Raw genomic sequence first — 16,101 nt, 5'->3', positions numbered from 1 at the left:
GACGGACTGTCCGGCCAGGGTATCCAGCACCCGCGGCACGAGGGCCCGACCGCCCATCCCGTGGGACGGCGGCCGGGCCCTCGTGCACCGCTGCCGGGCGGTCAGAACTTCTGTGCCCGGATGATGTCCTCCAGCGAACCGGACGGAAGCTGCCCTTCCGGGCTCAGCCTGTCGACGGCCGCCGGCAGTGCCCGGGCGATCTGGTCGGCGGCCTCCTCCGGGCTGACGCCGGCCTGCGCGGCCGCCTTCTGCAGGGCCTCGTCGGGCAGCGCCTCGGCGATCTGGGCACCGCTGACCGACTGGTTGTCACCGGTGCCGATCCAGGACTGGGCCTGGTCGGCCAGCCCCGACTTGGTCAGCATGTCCAGCAGCCCGCCGAGCGGGTTTCCGCCGCCGGCCTGGGAACCGCCGGCCCCGCCCGTGAGGGCGCCGAGCAGCGCGCCGAGGATGTTGCCGCCACCGCCGCTCCCGCCCTGCCCGCCGCTCCCGCCCAGGAGGCCGCCGAGAAGGGAGCCGAGGTCGTTACCCGCCATCGTCATGCCTTTCGAAGAGGGACCGGGCCGCGCGGAGGGCGGCGTACCCGGCTTCGAGACACGGACAATGTCACCCATACCCACCTGTGCCGCCACCTGGCGCACACGTCCGCGTCCTCTGCGGTAGAACGATCCGCATGATCTTCCACATCGTCCCGCTCACCGACTGGACCGCCGCGCCCGAGCTCCCGTACGCCCCGCCCTCGCTGGAGGCCGAGGGGTTCGTCCACTGTTCGGCGGACCGCCCCACTGCTCTGGCGATCGTCGACGCGCATTACCGGGCGGTACCGGGGATCCTGCTCGCGGTGGAGCTCGACGAGGACGTGCTGACCGCCGAGGTCCGCCGGGAGAGTGATTCCGGCGGGCGGTACCCGCATGTTCACGGCCCGCTGAACCGGGAGGCCGTGATCCACGTGTGGGAGGTCGTACGCACACCCGGCAGCCCTGCCTCACTGGCCCCATGGGAACCGGGCCGATGAACCGGCGCGGCAGGCTTCACCCGAGGCCCGCCGCAGGCCAGGATGCTGACGCCATCCGGCCACGAAGCGAGGAGAGACTCATGAGCGACCTCACGCACACCGCCCGGCGCACGGTACTGACGATCGGCGCGGCCACCCTGGCCGGCGGCGCGATCACCGCCTGCGGCGGTGGCAGCGGCGAGAAGGCCTCGCCGGGGGAACCGAACGGCGCGGCCGTCGAGCCCGCCGCCCCGGCCGCCCCCGCCACCCCCGACGCGGGAGCGGCCGGCAAGGCCCTCACCAAGAAGGCGGACGTCCCGGTGGGCGGCGGAAAGGTCTTCAAGGAGGAGAAGGTCGTGGTCACCCAGCCCAAGGCCGGCACCTTCAAATGCTTCACGGCGGTCTGCCCCCACCAGGGCTGCCTGGTCAACAAGGTGGAGGACGGAAGCATCGACTGCCCGTGCCACAACAGCAAGTTCGCGATCGCCGATGGCGCGGTGACCAAGGGGCCCGCCACCAAGGGGCTGGCGGAGAAGAAGATCAAGGTCGCGGCGGACGGCAATATCTCGCTGGCATAGCGGCAGGTCAGACGCCTACGCTCCCCGGATGGACGATCTGACGCTGGTACGGGACCACACGGTCTACCGGTGCGTGATGGGCTCCCGGGCGTTCGGACTGGCGACGGAGGCGAGCGACACCGACCTGCGCGGTGTCTACCTCGCCCCGACGCCGCTGTTCTGGCGGTTCGGGAAACCCCCCACGCACGTGGAGGGCCCGCGGGACGAGGAGTTCTCCTGGGAGCTGGAGCGCTTCTGCGAACTCGCCCTGCGGGCCAACCCGAACATCCTGGAGTGCCTGCACTCCCCGCTGGTGGAAGTGGTCACCCCGGTCGGCGAGGAACTGCTCTCCCTCCGCGGGGCCTTCCTCTCCCGCCGGGCCCACACCAGCTTCAGCCGGTACGCCGCCTCCCAGCGCGGCAAACTCCTCGCGGACGTCCGCGTCCACGGGGCCCCGCGCTGGAAGCACGCCATGCACCTGCTGCGCCTGCTGCTGTCCTGCCGTGACCTGCTGCGCTCCGGCCGGCTGACCATCGACGCCGGCCCGCACCGCGACCGCCTGCTCGCGGTCCGCCGGGGCGAGCTGACCTGGGAGGAGGCCGACGCCTGGATGGCCCGCCTCCAGGAGGAGACGGAGTCGGCCCTGTCCTCCACCGTGCTGCCCGCGGAGCCGGACCTGGCCCGGGTGCAGGACTTCCTGGTCCGCACCCGGCGCGCGTCAGCCGCGTAGCGCCAGTCGCGCTGCGTCAGTCGCGCTGCGTCCGCCGCCGTACGACGAACTCGTCGAGCGCGTCGTACGCCGACCCCTGCTCGGGCAGCGCGGACACGGCCTGCGCCGCGTCCAGCACCGCGTGCAGCGCCTCGATCTCCGCGCGCACTCCGTCGAGCGGCGGGCCCGCGTAGCCCCCGTGCTCGGCGGCCACCTTGGCCTCGATCAGGGCGGCGAGGTACGGGGGCGCCTCCGGGACCTCGGCCAGCAGGGTCGGCAGGTGCGCCTGCACCTCGCCCGACCGCATGAGGTAGATGCCGGTGAGCAGCGCCCGGAACGCGTAGAGCAGCGGTTTCAGTTCGGCGCTCTTCTCGAAGAGCCGCCACTGGGTGCCCGCGAACCCCCGGTAGTGGTGGGCGTGGTGGGAGGTCAGCACGCCGGGGGCCAGCGCGATCAGTTCCTCGTGCGCCGCCGTCGTGTGGACCACGAGCGGGGAGAGCAGCTGCTCCAGGACGTAGCCGTTGCGGTTCAGCATCAGGCGGACGAACTTGCGCAGGTCGTGCGTGACGAGGTCCATCTCCACGTCGTCCCGGTCCCACATGCGGCTCCGGGTCTCCTCCGGATCGCGCAGGCCCAGCAGGTCTTGCGCCGGGAGCAGGTGGGCGCCGCGCAGGTCGATGTCGGAGTCCCGGGACGGGAAGCCGTACAGGTGCGCGCCGGAGACCGTGGCGAAGAGCAGCGGGTCGGGCTGCTCCGCCACGACGGGGGTCAGGTCGAGACTCAGTGCGTCCAGCATGGATCAAGCATCCCAGAGGGTGCCGAAGGCCAGGAGTTCGTCCCGGTACTCGATGCGGCCCTCCCACTCGCGGGGCCAGACGTCCGCGCCGAGGTGGGCTCCGGCGAAGGCGCCGGCGAGGCAGGCGATGGAGTCGGAGTCGCCGCGCGTGCAGGCGGCCCGGCGCAGCGCGGCGAGCGGCTCGTCGGGGAAGAGCAGGAAGCAGTGCAGGGCGGTGGCGAGGGCTTCCTCCGCGATCCAGCCGTCGCCCGTGGCCAGGCAGGGGTCGGTCTCCGGGGAGGGGGACCGCAGGGCGGCGGCCAGCCGGTCCAGGACCGCCAGGCACTCGTCCCAGCCGCGGGCGATGAAGGACTCCGGGGAGGCGTCGGACGCGGTCCGCGTCCACAGGTCGCCGAGCCAGCGCTCGTGGTAGCGGGTGCGGTTCTCCAGGGCGTACGAGCGCAGCCGTCCGACGAGCCCCGTCACCTCGGTGCCCTCGGCCAGCAGGTACACCGCCCGCGCGGTCAGGTCGGAGGCGGCGAGCGCCGTGGGGTGCCCGTGGGTGAGGGCCGACTGGAGCTGCGCGGCGCCGGCCCGCTCCTCCTCGGTCCAGTCCGGCACCAGCCCGACCGGGACCACGCGCATGTTGGCGCCGCAGCCCTTGGAGCCGATCTGGCTGGCGTCGCGCCAGTCCCGGTCCGGGGTGTCCAGCAGCTGGCAGGCCGTCATGCAGGTGCGGCCCGGGGCCCGGTTGTTCTCCGGGGAGTGGTACCAGTCGACGAACTCCTCGCGGACCGGCCGGGTCAGGCGCAGCGGGCCCACCGGGCCGCGCTCGGCCGCCGTACGGATGCCGCGGGCCAGGGCGAGGGTCATCTGGGTGTCGTCCGTGACGATCGCCGGGCGCGGGAGGCCCATCTCGCGCCAGGGCCCCGTCTTGGCCAGGATCGAGGGCACGTCGTTGAACTCGGTCGGGAAGCCGAGGGCATCACCCAGGGCCAGGCCGATCATGGCGCCCGTCGCGGCTCGCTTGGTCGTCATCGGGTGGATCCTTCCGGTCGCAGCAGGGGTGGGTGGAGGGTGGTCGCCGGACCGGGCCGGTAGAGGGCGGCCGGTTTGCCGCGGCCGCCGGTCAGCCGGGCGGCGCCCGGCACGGCCTCGACGAAGCCGGGTGTCGCCAGGACCTTGCGGCGGAAGTTGGGGCGGTCGAGGCTGGTGTTCCAGACGGTCTCGTAGACGGACTGCAGCTCCCCGAGGGTGAACTCGGGCGGGCAGAAGCCGGTGGCGAGGCAGGTGTACTCCAGCTTGGAGCCGATCCGCTCGCGAGCGTCCGCCAGGATCACCGCGTGGTCGAAGGCGAGCTCCGAGACGTCGTGCACGGCGAGCCAGCGGGCGTGCGCCGCGTCCCCGCCGCCCTCGGCCGCCGGCTCCGGCAGGTCCGGTACGAGGGCGGTGAAGGCCACCGAGACCACCCGCATCCGGGGGTCGCGGTCCGGTTCGCTGTACGTGCGCAGCTGCTCCAGGTGGAGCGCGGCGACGAGTTCCTCCGGCAGGCCGGTCTCCTCGGCGAGTTCGCGCCGGGCGGCGGTCTCGGCGGACTCCCGCGGCAGGACGAACCCGCCGGGCAGCGCCCAGGCGCCGGTGTACGGTTCCTGGCCGCGCCGGATCAGCAGGACGTGCAGGGCGCCGGCGCGGACGGTGAACACCGCCAGGTCGACGGTCACCGCGAACGGCTCGAAGGCGTGCGGGTCATAGCCGGCGGTCATCGGTTCTCCGGGAGGGGGTCGGTGAAGTGCCAGCCCTCGGCCAGCACTCCGTCCACGGCTCGGACGGCCTCCTCCAGCCGGGCGGCCCGGTCCCCGCGTACGACGAGGAAACGCCTTCCGGTGCGCTCCAGTTCCGCCCGGAACCGCTCGGTCATCCAGGGCCGCAGGTGCTCCCCGTCCCGCAGTCCGTCGTCCTCGAAGGGCACGTCGGTGTGGTCGGTGAGCAGGTACAGGTCCCGCCGGGTGAGGTCGGCGATCCGCTCGACCTCCTCGTTGCGGCCGCCCATGTACCGCTCGTGCCAGATCCCGGTCGCGAAGGAGTCGGTGTCGCAGAACAGCACCGGGGAGCCGAGCCGGGCGGCGTGCTCCTCGTCCGCGTCCTGGTGGCGGGCGATGAGCGGGAACTCCTGCGAGGTGAAGGACACGTCCGCCCAGGAGGCCGCCGGGGCGGCGGCGCGGGCGGCCGCCAGCTTCTCCTCGCTGTACCGGCGCCCGTACTCGGCGACCCAGCCCGTCTTGGCCCATACGCCGCCGCGGCGGCGGTAGTGGTCCGCGAGGGCCCGCGACAGGGTGGTGGTCCCGGTGGACTCGGCGCCGAGGACGACGACCCGCCGGGTGAGGGCGGCCCGGACGGCCGGTCCGAGGAACTCCCAGGAGCCGGCCGGGTCCCGGCGCACCGCCGTCCCGGAAACGGGGAACAGCGTCCGCTCCCGGTCCACCAGGACCTCTTCGGCGCCGAACCGCCGGGCGAGCTCGCTCCCGTACTCCTCCGAGGTGAACACGGCGTCCACCCTCCCGGGGACCGCGCCGCGGAAGACGGCCATGTGGGCCTCCCAGATGTCCGGGTCGTGCAGGTCGACGGGGATGTCGTCGACCGCGCCGACGACCTCGGCCCCGGGGTGCGCCTCGCGCATCCAGGCGACCCGGTCGGCGAGCGGCACCGATTCCACGGAGGCCGCGCACACCAGCACGGTCAGCCGCTCGCACTGGTCCTGGGCGGTGCGGACGAGGTGGTGGTGCCCGGCGTGCGGCGGGTAGAACTTGCCGAGGACCAGGCCGTGGCCGTGGCGCCTCATGCCGTCGCCTCCGCCGCCGTACGGGCGTCCCGGGCGGGCAGCGTGCGCCGCCAGCCGAGGAGTCCGACCACGCACAGGGCGAGGAAGCCCGCGTAGAGCGCGGAGGTCAGGTAGAGGCCCTTGTACGCGTAGAGCGGGATGTAGATCAGGTCGGCGGCGATCCACAGCCACCAGGACTCGACGAGCTTGCGGCACTGCCCGTACGTGGCGACGAGCGAGAGCCCGGTGGTGAGCGCGTCCCAGAAGGGGACGGTGGAGTCGGTGGCCCGGCTCAGCAGCAGGGTGAGGACGAGCACCCCCACCGCCCCCGCCGCCGCGAGCGCGGTCCATTCGGTGCGCGTGGTGCGGCGCACCGGCAGGGCCTCGGCGGATCCTGGTCCACCCCCGTGGGTCCAGGACCACCAGCCGTAGGCGGCGAGGGCGATGAAGACGATCTGGAGCCCGGCGTCGGCGTAGAGGCCGGCCTGGGCGAAGAGCACGATGAAGAAGACGTTGTTGGCGATCCCGATCGGCCAGTTGGCCACGTGCTGCCGGGCGACCAGCCAGACGCACAGGGCGCCGGTGGCGAAGCCCAGCACCTCGGTCCAGCTCATGGTCCAGCTCATGACGACCCCCCTCGGACTGTTTAATGGTCACACTGACTATAAACAGGGATCGGGGTCCCCGACAAGCAGAAAACCCGCGGCGCCCAGGGGCACCGCGGGTTTTCTGCGATCGGGCCGGCCGCCTGCGCGGCGACCGGCCTGCGTCCTAGAGACCGACCTCGCGCATCAGCATGCCGACCTCGGTGTTGGTCAGGCGGCGCAGCCAGCCGGACTTCTGGTCGCCCAGCTCGATCGGACCGAAGGAGGTCCGGACGAGCTTGTCGACGGGGAAGCCCGCCTCGGCCAGCATGCGGCGGACGATGTGCTTGCGGCCCTCGTGGAGGGTGACCTCGACCAGGTAGTTCTTGCCGACCTGGTCGACGACGCGGAAGTTGTCGGCGCGGGCGTAGCCGTCCTCCAGCTCGATGCCGTCCTTGAGCCGCTTGCCGATGTCGCGCGGCAGCGAGCCGGTGATCGCGGCCACGTACGTCTTCTGCACGCCGTACTTCGGGTGCGTGAGGCGGTGGGCCAGCTCACCGTGGTTGGTGAGCAGGATGATGCCCTCGGTCTCGGTGTCGAGCCGGCCGACGTGGAAGAGACGGGTCTCACGGTTGGTGACGTAGTCGCCGAGGCACTGGCGGCCGTCCGGGTCCTCCATGGTGGAGACGACACCGGCGGGCTTGTTCAGCGCGAAGAACAGGTACGACTGGGTGGCGACGGTCAGGCCGTCCACCTTGATCTCGTCCTTCGGCAGGACGCGCTTGCCCTGCTCCAGCACGATCTCGCCGTTGACCTCGACGCGGGCCTGCTCGATGAGCTCCTCGCAGGCGCGGCGCGAACCCATGCCGGCGCGGGCGAGCACCTTCTGCAGACGCTCGCCCTCCTCCTCGGCACCCGGGAAGGTCTTCGGGGTCTTGACCACGGGCTTGTCGGCGTACCGGTCGCGCACGCGCTCCTCGATGCGCGCGTCCAGCTCGCGCGGACGGGACTGGCCGCTGCGGCTGCCGGGACCGCTGCGCGGGCCGCCGGCGCCGCCGATGCCGGGGGTCCTGGAGGTACGGGGACCGCCCTTGGCGCCACCGCGCGCCGCCGCGCCGCGGGCACCGCCGCCGCCCGCCTTGGGGCCGCTGCGTCCGCTGCGCTCGCCCTCGGGGCCTACGTCGTAGCGGCGCTCCTCGGGACGCGGGTTGCGGATGCGGGGGGCCGGCTGGTCGCGGTCGCGCGAGTCGGAGCCGCCCTGGTAGCCGCCGGAGCTGCCGCCGCGGGAGCCGCCGCCCTGGTAGCCGCCGCCGGAGCTGCCGCCGCGGGAGCCGCCGCCCTGGTAGCCGCCGCCGGCGCTGCCCCCGCGGGAGCCGCCGCCCTGGTAGCCGCCGCCGGAGCTGCCCCCGCGGGAGCCGCCGGAGCCGCCGGAGCTGCCACCCCGGTAGCCGCCGCCGGAGCTGCCGCCGCGGGAGCCGCCGGAGCCGCTGCCACCGCCGGAGCCGCTCCCGCGGTAGCCACCGCCGCCGCTGGAGGAGCCGCCGCGGGAGTTACCGCGCCCGCCGCCACCGCCGCCGCCGCTGTTCCTGTTGCCGCCACCGTTGCCGTTGCCGCTGCTTCGCATCAAAGTTCCGTCGTCTTGTCGTCGTCTGCATCTGTGTCCGGTGCGTCCGGATCGAACGACGGAACACCTTCCTGCGTCTCGGCTTCGATCGCCTCCGCCTCGGGGAGGAAGGGCGCGAGCTCCGGGAGCTCGTCAAGGCCGCGCAGGCCCATCCGCTCCAAAAAGTGGTTCGTCGTCCTGTACAGGATCGCACCTGTTTCGGGTTCCGTCCCCGCCTCCTCCACCAGACCGCGCTGGAGGAGGGTCCGCATGACCCCGTCGCAGTTGACTCCGCGGACGGCGGAGACCCGTGACCGGCTCACCGGCTGGCGGTACGCGACGACCGCCAAGGTCTCCAGGGCCGCCTGGGTGAGCCGGGCCTGCTGGCCGTCCAGTACGAAGCCCTCCACGGCCGGCGCGTACTCGGCCCGGGTGTAGAACCGCCAGCCGCCGGCGACGAGCCGCAGCTCGAAACCCCGGCGCGCGGCCGTGTACTCGTCGGCGAGCTCCCGCAGCGCCCGCGCGACCTCGCGCGGGGTGCGCTCCAGCACCTTCGCCAGGTGCGCCTCGGTGGCCGGCTCGTCCACGACCATCAGCACGGCCTCCAGGGCCGGCTTCAGCTCCAGCGCGGCCACCGCGCTCACGTCGCCGCTCAATCCTTCGCCTCCGCGATCCGGTCGAACTCGTCGGTCACGGCCGGCATGCCGTCACCGTCCCCGCCGCTCCAGCGCACGCGCAGGGTCTGCAGGGCCTCCTCCTGGTCGAGGACGACCGCCTTCTCCCGGTAGAGCTCCAGCAGGGCCAGGAAGCGCGCGACGACGGTGAGGGTGTCCCCGGCGTCCTCGGTGAGCTCCTGGAAGGTGGCCTCCCCGCGCGCCTTCAGCATCCGCACCACCATCCCGGCCTGCTCGCGCACGCTGACCAGGGGCGCGTGGATGTGGTCCACGTACACCTGGGGCTTGGCCCGGGGCTGCATGGCCTTCACGGCGAGCCGGGCGAATCCCTCCGGCCCGATGCTGATGACGACCTCGGGCAGCAGGTCGGCGTGGTGCGGCTCCAGCCCCACGGTCCGCGGGTACCGCCTGCCCTCGGCCTCCGCGCGCCGCTCGAAGATCTCGGCGATCTGTTTGTACGCGCGGTACTGGAGCAGGCGCGCGAAGAGCAGGTCCCGGGCCTCCAGCAGCGCCAGGTCCGCCTCGTCCTCGACCTCGGCCACCGGCAGCAGCCGGGCGGCCTTCAGGTCGAGGAGGGTGGCGGCGACGACGAGGAACTCGGTGGTCTGGTCGAGGTCCCAGTCGGGCCCCATGGCGCGGATGTGCGCCATGAACTCGTCGGTGACCTTGGACAGCGCGACCTCGGTGACGTCGAGCTTGTGCCGCGAGATCAGCTGGAGCAGCAGGTCGAAGGGCCCCTCGAAGTTGGCGAGCCGCAGCGTGAACCGCCCGTCGCCGCCCACGGGGCTCGCGGCGTCCGGCCGCGCGGCCGGGTCCGCGGCCCGTGCGGGGTCCGGAAGGGACTCAGGGGGCTCCTGCTGCCCGTCTGCGGGCCCGGGGGAACGTTCCGGCTCCGTACCGCCGACCGGCGGTGCCGGGGGCTCAGCGGGCGCCTCAGGGCCTTCGCGGTCCGCTCCCCCGTCGTGCGCCTCCGGTCGGCGGTCCGCGTCGGGTGCGCCGGGGCCGCGCCCCAGGACGCGCCGGGTCGGTCGGCCGGATTCGGCGGGGAGGGGCATCGCGGTCCAGGAGGTGCAGGGGGGCGGTGTGGAGGACCGGGCGCCGTGGCCGCGGCCACCAGCAGCGTACGGGCTCGCCCGTACGACCGGGCGGACCCCGCCCCGGCACGGCGCCGTACCGCCCGGACCGGCGCTCCGCCGCCCGCGGGAAGCTCCCCGCGCGGCGGGTGGCCACGACGGGCCGAAGTTCCGGGAAGGCCCGCAGGGCGGTCAGCGGCCCCGCAGGCGCCGTACGAGGATGCTCGCGTCACCGCGGGATTCCAGATCGGCGAGGACGACCGCGACGGCCTCGCGGACGATGCGGCCCCGGTCCACCGCCAGCCCGTGCTCCCCGCGCAGGACCAGCCGCGCGTGTTCCAGGTCCATGAGCTCCTCGGCGGAGACGTAGACCGTGATCTTCTCGTCGTGGCGCTCGCGGCCGCTGGGGCGCCGGTTCGCACCCCGGCCCTGCCCCTTGCCCCGGCGGCCGGCGCCGCCCGGGGCGGACCCCACGCCGCCGGCCGGGCCGGCAGAACCTTCCTGCGGCCGCCGCGGCTGCCCCACCACGGGTCCGCCGGCGTCCGCGGCCTCGCGGCCGCGGCCCTCACGTGCCGCGCCCTCGGCCGAGGTGGCCGAGTGTTCCGCGGCGGGGGCCTCCTCGACCCCGCGCCGCGGCGAGGACGACTGGAGCGCCATCCCCCCGGTCGTACGGAACAGTTCGTCGGCTCCGGGCAGACTCACTCGGCGTGACACCGGGCGAGCACCTCCCTGGCCAGCTGGCGGTAGGCGGCGGCGCCGACGGAGTTCGAGGCGTACGTCGTGATCGGCTCACCGGCGACCGTGGTCTCCGGGAAGCGCACCGTGCGGCCGATGACCGTGTGGTAGACGTGGTCGTCGAAGGCCTCGACGACGCGCGCCAGCACCTCACGGCTGTGCACCGTACGGGAGTCGTACATCGTGGCGAGGATGCCGTCGAGCTCCAGCTCCGGGTTGAGCCGCTCCTGCACCTTCTCGATGGTCTCGGTCAGCAGCGCCACGCCGCGCAGCGCGAAGAACTCGCACTCCAGCGGGACGATGACCTTGTGAGCCGCCGTCAGGGCGTTCACGGTCAGCAGACCGAGCGAGGGCTGACAGTCGATCACGATGTAGTCGTAGTCGGCCAGCAGGGGCTTCAGGGCCCGCTGCAGGGTGGACTCGCGCGCGACCTCGCTGACCAACTGCACCTCGGCAGCGGACAGGTCGATGTTGCTCGGCAGCAGGTCCATGTTGGGGACCGCCGTCTTGAGAAGCACCTCGTCGGCCGACATGCCCCGCTCCATGAGCAGGTTGTAGACCGTCAGGTCGAGTTCCATCGGGTTCACGCCGAGACCCACGGACAGCGCGCCCTGCGGGTCGAAGTCGACGAGCAGCACGCGGCGCCCGTACTCGGCGAGCGCGGCACCCAGGTTGATGGTCGACGTGGTCTTGCCCACGCCGCCCTTCTGGTTGCACATCGCGATGATCTTCGCCGGACCGTGGTCGGTCAGCGGACCCGGGATCGGGAAGTACGGGAGCGGGCGTCCGGTCGGGCCGATCCGCTCACGGCGCTGGCGGGCAGCGTCGGGGGCGAGAGTGGCCGCGTACTCGGGGTCCGGTTCGTACTCCGCGTCGGGGTCGTAGAAGTGCCCCTCGGGCACATTGTCGTAGTCGGCGAAACCCACGGGCTTTTCGCCGCTCAGGTCGCCGGCCCTGGAGTTCACGTCTAGGCCGTCCATGCTCTTTTGGGGCGTCGTCATGTGCTGGTGGTTTGCGAAGGTGCGTACTGCGACGGAGCCGACGGCTTCGAGCCCGGTAGGGCCCTGGCCCCGCTCAGGCATCCCTGCTCGACCACCCCCAGGAGCAAATGTCGACTCATTCACAAGTCGTCTTACCTCCTCGGACGTGACCAGGACACTTATCGATAGGTCAGCGTGGCACCATGCCGACGGTTGGCGACTCTATGGCGTGTCACCGCTCAGCGGCAACACAATCCGCCGGACCCGGCACGATGTGTCGGCAACCGAACACCACTCTGTCAAGGGCGCACGAGCTGTCGCTGCGAAGTTTCGCGGGTGTGCGAAAGGGTTAAAGGGTTACGTTCGAGGCGAGTTGAGCGGGGTCCCGGGGCACCGCTCAAACGCGTCCGGCCGGACCTTGCGGGCAAGGTCCGGCCGGATACGTGAGATTGACGTCAGTCGTTGACGTGTCAGCCGAGCAGCGTGCTCAGCTCAAGGGTCTCCAGGCCGTGGGCCTCGGCGACGGGACCGTAAACGACCTGGCCGTCATGGGTGTTGAGGCCCAGCGCGAGGGCGGCGTCACGACGCAGCGCCTCGGCCCAGCCGAGGTTGGCGAGCTGCACGATGTAGGGCAGCGTCGCGTTCGTCAGCGCGTAGGTGGAGGTGTTCGGCACCGCGCCCGGCATGTTGGCGACGCAGTAGAAGACCGAGTTGTGGACCTGGAAGGTCGGCTCGGCGTGCGTGGTCGGACGGGAGTCCTCGAAGCAGCCGCCCTGGTCGATCGCAATGTCGACAAGGACACTTCCGGGCTTCATCTTGGCGACGAGCTCGTTGGTGACCAGCTTCGGGGCCTTCGCACCCGGGATCAGCACGGCGCCGATGACGAGGTCGGCCTCGACGACGGCCTTCTCCAGCTCGTAGGCGTTGGAGACGATCGTCTTGATCTTCGTGCCGAAGATCTTGTCGGCCTCGCGGAGCTTGTTGATGTCGCGGTCGAGCAGGGTCACGTGGAAGCCCATGCCGATGGCGATCTGCGCGGCGTTCCAGCCGGAGACGCCGCCGCCGATGACGACGCACTCGCCGGCGTGGGTGCCGGGGACACCGCCCGGGAGGACGCCGCGGCCGCCGGCCGAGCGCATCAGGTGGTAGGCGCCGACCTGCGGGGCCAGGCGGCCCGCGACCTCGGACATCGGGGCGAGCAGCGGGAGCGCGCGGTTGGCGAGCTCGACCGTCTCGTAGGCGATGGCGGTGGTGCCGGACTCCAGCAGGGCGTCCGTGCACTCGCGGGAGGCCGCCAGGTGCAGGTACGTGAAGAGCGTCTGGTCCTTGCGGAGGCGGTGGTACTCCTCCGCGATGGGCTCCTTGACCTTGAGCAGCAGGTCGGCGGTGGCCCAGACCTCGTCCGCCGTGGCGAGGATCTCGGCGCCGGCCGAGACGTACTCGGCGTCGGTGATCGAGGAACCCACACCGGCGTTCTGCTCGATGAAGACCTGGTGGCCGTTACGGACCAGCTCATGCACGCCGGCGGGCGTGATGGCGACCCGGAACTCGTTGTTCTTGACCTCGCGGGGGATGCCGACCTTCATCGTCGATCACGGTCCTTGGCTCAGGGGATTTTCGGGGGCACTTCCATACATACCCGCCCACAAGAACGCGCAACGGGATGCACCACGGGAAGCCGCGGTGAACCCAGTCTAATGAAGGATGAGTCGCTGTCTAGCCTTGCAAACCAATAATCTCAGTCGGAAGCACTGCGGATTTCGCAGGCTGCGGGGTCATCTCCCAGCAATCTGTCGGCTGCGGAGCGGTGCAGCCTGGCAGCTGCGGGGTCCCCCAGTCTGTCCAGCGTGTCGGCCAGCCGGACCTGCAGTGCGGCCTGAAGCCGCTGGTCCCCGGCCCGGCGCGCCAGCTCCACCGCCTCGCGGCAGGTGTGCAGCGATTCCTCGGGCCGCCCGGCGTACTCCTGGACCCGCGCCATCTCGCTCAACGCCTTTGCCTGACCGGGGACATCGGACAGCTTCCGGTAGCCCGCGGCGGCCGCCCGCCAGCTGCGCAGCGCGTCCCCGTACCGCCCCGCGTAGGTGTGGACGTTGCCGAGCCGCCCGTACAGCCGCGCCTCGTCCGCGCGCTCGCCCCGCGCGAGGGCCTGGGAGAGCGCCCGGCCGAACCAGTCGGCGGCCCGGTGCCAGTCCGCCAGCTCCTGGTACGCGCCTCCTACGGATTCCATCGCGCGGCCCGTCGCGTACGGGTCGTTCGCGGCCCGTCCGGCATCCAGCGCGGCCCGGTAGCGCTCCAGCGCCTCCTGGGTCCGGCCGGTCCCGGCGTCCAGGTCGGCCAGGTTCAGCAGCGCGGCGGCCTGCTCCCGGTGCAGGTCGCGGCGCTCGGCCACGTCCAGGACCAGGCGGTGCAGCCCGTACAGCTCGGGGGCGGCCCCGGCCGTGCCCCGGTGGTCCGCCAGTGCCCGTACGAGGGCGGCGACCAGCCGGCGGGCCAGGGTGTCCAGCTCCCCGTCGGCCACGGCCAGGGAGGCGGCCGCGGTGAGCGCGGGCAGCCGGGTGTCGAGCCAGGTGGCGGCGGCCCGCCGGTCGGGGAACCGCAGTGCGCGCGGCAGCCCGTCGAGCAGCTCGCGCAGACCGTCGTCGACGGCGGCGTCCACCCCGGGCTCCTCGGCCTCGGCCATGGCGCGGCAGGAGTGCAGCAGCCGTACGGTCCGCTCCAGCATCCGGGCCCGGGCCAGCTGGACCTCGGCGGGGCGCTCCTTGGCCTCCAGGAGCGCCTGGAGCATCGGCGCGAGGCAGCCGGGCAGCAGGAAGAGGCCGTCGCGGGAGGGGCGGACGAGGCCCAGCCCGGCGAAGTCGTCGAGAGTGGACTGGGCGGCGGCCACAGAGCACCCGGCGAGGGCGGAGGCGGTGTGCGAGTCGACGATCCCGGCTGGGGCGAGCGGCAGCAGCCGCAGCGTCCGCTGGGCGGGCTGCGGCAGGGACTCGTAGACGAGCCGGAAGCCGCGGGCGAGCGGGCCGCCGGTGGTGGCGGGCATGTCGTGCAGCTGCTTGGCCACGTCGGCGACGGATTCCTTGGGATGGGCGGCGAGCCACCCGCCGACGAGGACGAGGGCGGCGGGCTGGCCCCCGCACTCCTCGGCGAGGGTGTCGGCGGCCCGCGGGTCGGCGGTGACCCGGGTGTCACCGATGCGCTGGGCCAGCAGCTCCACGGCGGAGGGGGTGTCGAGTCCGCCGAGGGTGCAGGGCCGGACGTCGGGGATACCGGTGAGCGGCCCCTCGGCGGTGACGACGACGAGGCACTCGGGGGTGTCCGGCAGCAGGGCGTCCACCTGCTGCGGATCGGCGGCGTCGTCGACCATGATGATCGCCCGGCGGCCTTCGAGGGCGGTGCGCAGGACGGAGCTCAGCTCGTCCTCACCGGCCCCGGGCGGGGTGGGCAGCCCCAGGCCCTCCAGGAGGCTCCGGACGGCCCGTTCGGTGGCCACGGTCTCCCCGCCGGGGGCGGTGAGCCGGGTGCGGAGCACTCCGTCGGGGTATTCCTCGGCGACCTCCCGCACGAAGGCCTCGGCGAGGGCGGTGCGCCCGGACCCCGGCCGCCCGGCGACGAGCAGCACCCGGGCCCGGGGCGCCTTGGCCTTGCGGCCGGAGAGGGTGTCGAGTCCGGTTCGCGCGATGTCCTCGCGCAGCTCCTTGAGCTCACGCCGCCGCCCGACGAAATCCGCCACGGATCCGCTCCTCTCCCTGCCACCGGATTGCGAGCGTAGTTCACGCAGAGCGACGACCCGTGTGGAGCGCGGCGGGCAAATCCCCCAATCGGATCAGCAGATGGTCCCATTTTCCGATGCGCCTCCGGCGCGTCCGGCGCGTCGGGCGCCGTGCCCGATGGCGCCGGCCCCGGACTACACCTCGTAGGGTCGGGCCGGCCAGGGGGCCAGGGCCGGGCGCAGGGCCTCGATGCCGCCTTCGGAGGCGAGGGCCGCGGCCAGGGCCAGCACTCCGGTCACCAGCCCCGGGTTGTGCAGCTCGCCCGCGAGGATCCCGCCGACCAGGTCCGCGAGCGGGACGCGGGCGATCTCCATGTCGGCCTCCTCCTCGGAGACCTCGTACCGCTCCCCCTCGGCCTCCGCCAGATCCCGCGCGAGGAAGATCCGGACGGCCTCGTCGGATCCGCCGGGCGAGGTGAAGAAGTCGGCCAGCACCCGCCACTCGCCCGCCTTGGCGTGCGCCTCCTCGTACAGCTCCCGCTGGGCCGCGCGCAGCGGGTTCTCACCGGGTACGTCCAGCAGCCCGGCCGGGAGCTCCCACAGCCGGTGCCGCACGGGGTGGCGGAACTGCTTGAGGACCAGCACCCGCTGCTCCTCGTCGAGGGCGAGGACGCACACCGAGCCCGGGTGCACCTGGTAGTCGCGGCGCACCACCGAGCTGTCGGGCATCCGGACCTGGTCCGAGCGCACGGCCGTCTTCGCGCCCTCGAACGGTGTCCGTGAGGCGACGACCTCCCACGACTCCGGTGTGTCCACGATGTCGTTGCCCATGGCCATGGCCGATACCTTCCCCGAGAACGCGACAGCCGGGGCACGATCCGTGCCCCGGCTGCCTA

General features: G+C 72.9%; 17 protein-coding genes. 3 read left to right on the top strand and 14 right to left on the bottom strand.

Annotated elements, in window-relative coordinates:
* Positions 1 to 101 precede the first annotated feature (101 nt).
* Positions 102 to 611, bottom strand: coding sequence for a YidB family protein (locus tag Sspor_RS31960; RefSeq protein ID WP_372499612.1), 510 nt, complete (start codon positions 609 to 611; stop codon positions 102 to 104).
* A 59-nt stretch (positions 612 to 670) separates the two neighbouring features.
* Here Sspor_RS31960 and Sspor_RS31955 point away from each other — a divergent pair, with 59 nt between their 5' ends.
* The 3 genes from Sspor_RS31955 (at position 671) to Sspor_RS31945 (ending at position 2,278) form a co-directional block, all read left to right on the top strand.
* Positions 671 to 1,012 carry a DUF952 domain-containing protein gene (locus tag Sspor_RS31955; protein ID WP_202202192.1) on the top strand — a complete coding sequence of 114 codons (342 nt, stop codon included), beginning with the start codon at positions 671 to 673 and terminating at the stop codon, positions 1,010 to 1,012.
* Between the two features lie 80 nt (positions 1,013 to 1,092).
* A complete protein-coding gene (locus Sspor_RS31950) occupies positions 1,093 to 1,569 on the top strand; it encodes a Rieske (2Fe-2S) protein (protein ID WP_202202191.1) in 477 nt (158 codons plus the stop codon).
* Positions 1,570 to 1,597: 28 nt separating this feature from the next.
* Positions 1,598 to 2,278: a nucleotidyltransferase domain-containing protein gene (locus Sspor_RS31945; RefSeq protein WP_202202190.1), complete on the top strand. Its 681-nt coding sequence runs from the start codon at positions 1,598 to 1,600 to the stop codon at positions 2,276 to 2,278.
* A 16-nt stretch (positions 2,279 to 2,294) separates the two neighbouring features.
* Here Sspor_RS31945 and Sspor_RS31940 read toward each other — a convergent pair whose 3' ends face one another.
* The 13 genes from Sspor_RS31940 to Sspor_RS31880 form a co-directional block, all read right to left on the bottom strand.
* The gene (locus Sspor_RS31940; RefSeq protein ID WP_202202189.1) at positions 2,295 to 3,053 is read right to left on the bottom strand and encodes a nucleotidyltransferase domain-containing protein; all 759 of its coding nucleotides are present in this window, start codon (positions 3,051 to 3,053) and stop codon (positions 2,295 to 2,297) included.
* 3 nt (positions 3,054 to 3,056) lie between these two features.
* Complete coding sequence (locus tag Sspor_RS31935; protein ID WP_202202188.1) at positions 3,057 to 4,070, bottom strand: ADP-ribosylglycohydrolase family protein; 1,014 nt, start codon at positions 4,068 to 4,070, stop codon at positions 3,057 to 3,059.
* The gene (locus Sspor_RS31930; protein ID WP_202202187.1) at positions 4,067 to 4,795 is read right to left on the bottom strand and encodes an NUDIX hydrolase; all 729 of its coding nucleotides are present in this window, start codon (positions 4,793 to 4,795) and stop codon (positions 4,067 to 4,069) included. The genes Sspor_RS31935 and Sspor_RS31930 overlap by 4 nt, the downstream gene beginning before the upstream one ends.
* A complete protein-coding gene (locus tag Sspor_RS31925; RefSeq protein ID WP_202202186.1) occupies positions 4,792 to 5,871 on the bottom strand; it encodes an AAA family ATPase in 1,080 nt (359 codons plus the stop codon). Before Sspor_RS31925 ends, Sspor_RS31930 begins: the two co-directional genes overlap by 4 nt.
* Positions 5,868 to 6,476 (bottom strand): nicotinamide riboside transporter PnuC, encoded by a 609-nt coding sequence (gene pnuC, locus Sspor_RS31920; RefSeq protein WP_202202185.1) that lies wholly within the window; start codon positions 6,474 to 6,476, stop codon positions 5,868 to 5,870. Before pnuC ends, Sspor_RS31925 begins: the two co-directional genes overlap by 4 nt.
* Before the next feature lie 145 nt (positions 6,477 to 6,621).
* The gene (locus tag Sspor_RS31915) at positions 6,622 to 8,058 is read right to left on the bottom strand and encodes a pseudouridine synthase (RefSeq protein WP_202202184.1); all 1,437 of its coding nucleotides are present in this window, start codon (positions 8,056 to 8,058) and stop codon (positions 6,622 to 6,624) included.
* The gene (scpB, locus tag Sspor_RS31910; RefSeq protein ID WP_372499813.1) at positions 8,058 to 8,630 is read right to left on the bottom strand and encodes an SMC-Scp complex subunit ScpB; all 573 of its coding nucleotides are present in this window, start codon (positions 8,628 to 8,630) and stop codon (positions 8,058 to 8,060) included. The genes Sspor_RS31915 and scpB overlap by 1 nt, the downstream gene beginning before the upstream one ends.
* Before the next feature lie 59 nt (positions 8,631 to 8,689).
* Positions 8,690 to 9,766 (bottom strand): segregation and condensation protein A, encoded by a 1,077-nt coding sequence (locus Sspor_RS31905; RefSeq protein ID WP_202202182.1) that lies wholly within the window; start codon positions 9,764 to 9,766, stop codon positions 8,690 to 8,692.
* A gap of 210 nt (positions 9,767 to 9,976) precedes the next feature.
* Entirely contained in the window at positions 9,977 to 10,498 is a 522-nt protein-coding gene (locus tag Sspor_RS31900) for a hypothetical protein (RefSeq protein WP_202202181.1), read from the bottom strand.
* Entirely contained in the window at positions 10,483 to 11,601 is a 1,119-nt protein-coding gene (locus tag Sspor_RS31895) for a ParA family protein (protein WP_078851667.1), read from the bottom strand. The genes Sspor_RS31900 and Sspor_RS31895 overlap by 16 nt, the downstream gene beginning before the upstream one ends.
* Positions 11,602 to 11,969: 368 nt before the next feature.
* Positions 11,970 to 13,085 carry an alanine dehydrogenase gene (ald, locus tag Sspor_RS31890; protein WP_202202180.1) on the bottom strand — a complete coding sequence of 372 codons (1,116 nt, stop codon included), beginning with the start codon at positions 13,083 to 13,085 and terminating at the stop codon, positions 11,970 to 11,972.
* Positions 13,086 to 13,237: 152 nt separating this feature from the next.
* Positions 13,238 to 15,226, bottom strand: coding sequence for a tetratricopeptide repeat protein (locus tag Sspor_RS31885; RefSeq protein WP_237404120.1), 1,989 nt, complete (start codon positions 15,224 to 15,226; stop codon positions 13,238 to 13,240).
* 174 nt (positions 15,227 to 15,400) lie between these two features.
* Entirely contained in the window at positions 15,401 to 16,036 is a 636-nt protein-coding gene (locus Sspor_RS31880; protein WP_202204000.1) for an NUDIX domain-containing protein, read from the bottom strand.
* Positions 16,037 to 16,101 lie beyond the last annotated feature (65 nt).

Source organism: Streptomyces spororaveus (genome assembly GCF_016755875.1).
In the GTDB taxonomy this organism is placed as follows: Bacteria; Actinomycetota; Actinomycetes; order Streptomycetales; family Streptomycetaceae; genus Streptomyces; species Streptomyces spororaveus.
This window is presented reverse-complemented; position numbering and strand designations above follow the sequence as displayed.

Bases quoted from the DNA above. Each gene is read 5' to 3' on its own strand.
- Sspor_RS31940 (WP_202202189.1), bottom strand. From the start codon at position 3,053: ATGCTGGACGCACTGAGTCTCGACCTGACCCCCGTCGTGGCGGAGCAG.
- Sspor_RS31880 (WP_202204000.1), bottom strand. From the start codon at position 16,036: ATGGGCAACGACATCGTGGACACACCGGAGTCGTGGGAGGTCGTCGCC.
- Sspor_RS31915 (WP_202202184.1), bottom strand. From the start codon at position 8,058: ATGCGAAGCAGCGGCAACGGCAACGGTGGCGGCAACAGGAACAGCGGC.
- Sspor_RS31930 (WP_202202187.1), bottom strand. From the start codon at position 4,795: ATGACCGCCGGCTATGACCCGCACGCCTTCGAGCCGTTCGCGGTGACC.
- scpB (WP_372499813.1), bottom strand. From the start codon at position 8,630: ATGGTCGTGGACGAGCCGGCCACCGAGGCGCACCTGGCGAAGGTGCTG.
- Sspor_RS31905 (WP_202202182.1), bottom strand. From the start codon at position 9,766: ATGCCCCTCCCCGCCGAATCCGGCCGACCGACCCGGCGCGTCCTGGGG.
- Sspor_RS31950 (WP_202202191.1), top strand. From the start codon at position 1,093: ATGAGCGACCTCACGCACACCGCCCGGCGCACGGTACTGACGATCGGC.
- Sspor_RS31935 (WP_202202188.1), bottom strand. From the start codon at position 4,070: ATGACGACCAAGCGAGCCGCGACGGGCGCCATGATCGGCCTGGCCCTG.
- Sspor_RS31895 (WP_078851667.1), bottom strand. From the start codon at position 11,601: ATGCCTGAGCGGGGCCAGGGCCCTACCGGGCTCGAAGCCGTCGGCTCC.
- Sspor_RS31925 (WP_202202186.1), bottom strand. From the start codon at position 5,871: ATGAGGCGCCACGGCCACGGCCTGGTCCTCGGCAAGTTCTACCCGCCG.
- Sspor_RS31955 (WP_202202192.1), top strand. From the start codon at position 671: ATGATCTTCCACATCGTCCCGCTCACCGACTGGACCGCCGCGCCCGAG.
- Sspor_RS31960 (WP_372499612.1), bottom strand. From the start codon at position 611: ATGGGTGACATTGTCCGTGTCTCGAAGCCGGGTACGCCGCCCTCCGCG.
- ald (WP_202202180.1), bottom strand. From the start codon at position 13,085: ATGAAGGTCGGCATCCCCCGCGAGGTCAAGAACAACGAGTTCCGGGTC.
- Sspor_RS31945 (WP_202202190.1), top strand. From the start codon at position 1,598: ATGGACGATCTGACGCTGGTACGGGACCACACGGTCTACCGGTGCGTG.
- pnuC (WP_202202185.1), bottom strand. From the start codon at position 6,476: ATGAGCTGGACCATGAGCTGGACCGAGGTGCTGGGCTTCGCCACCGGC.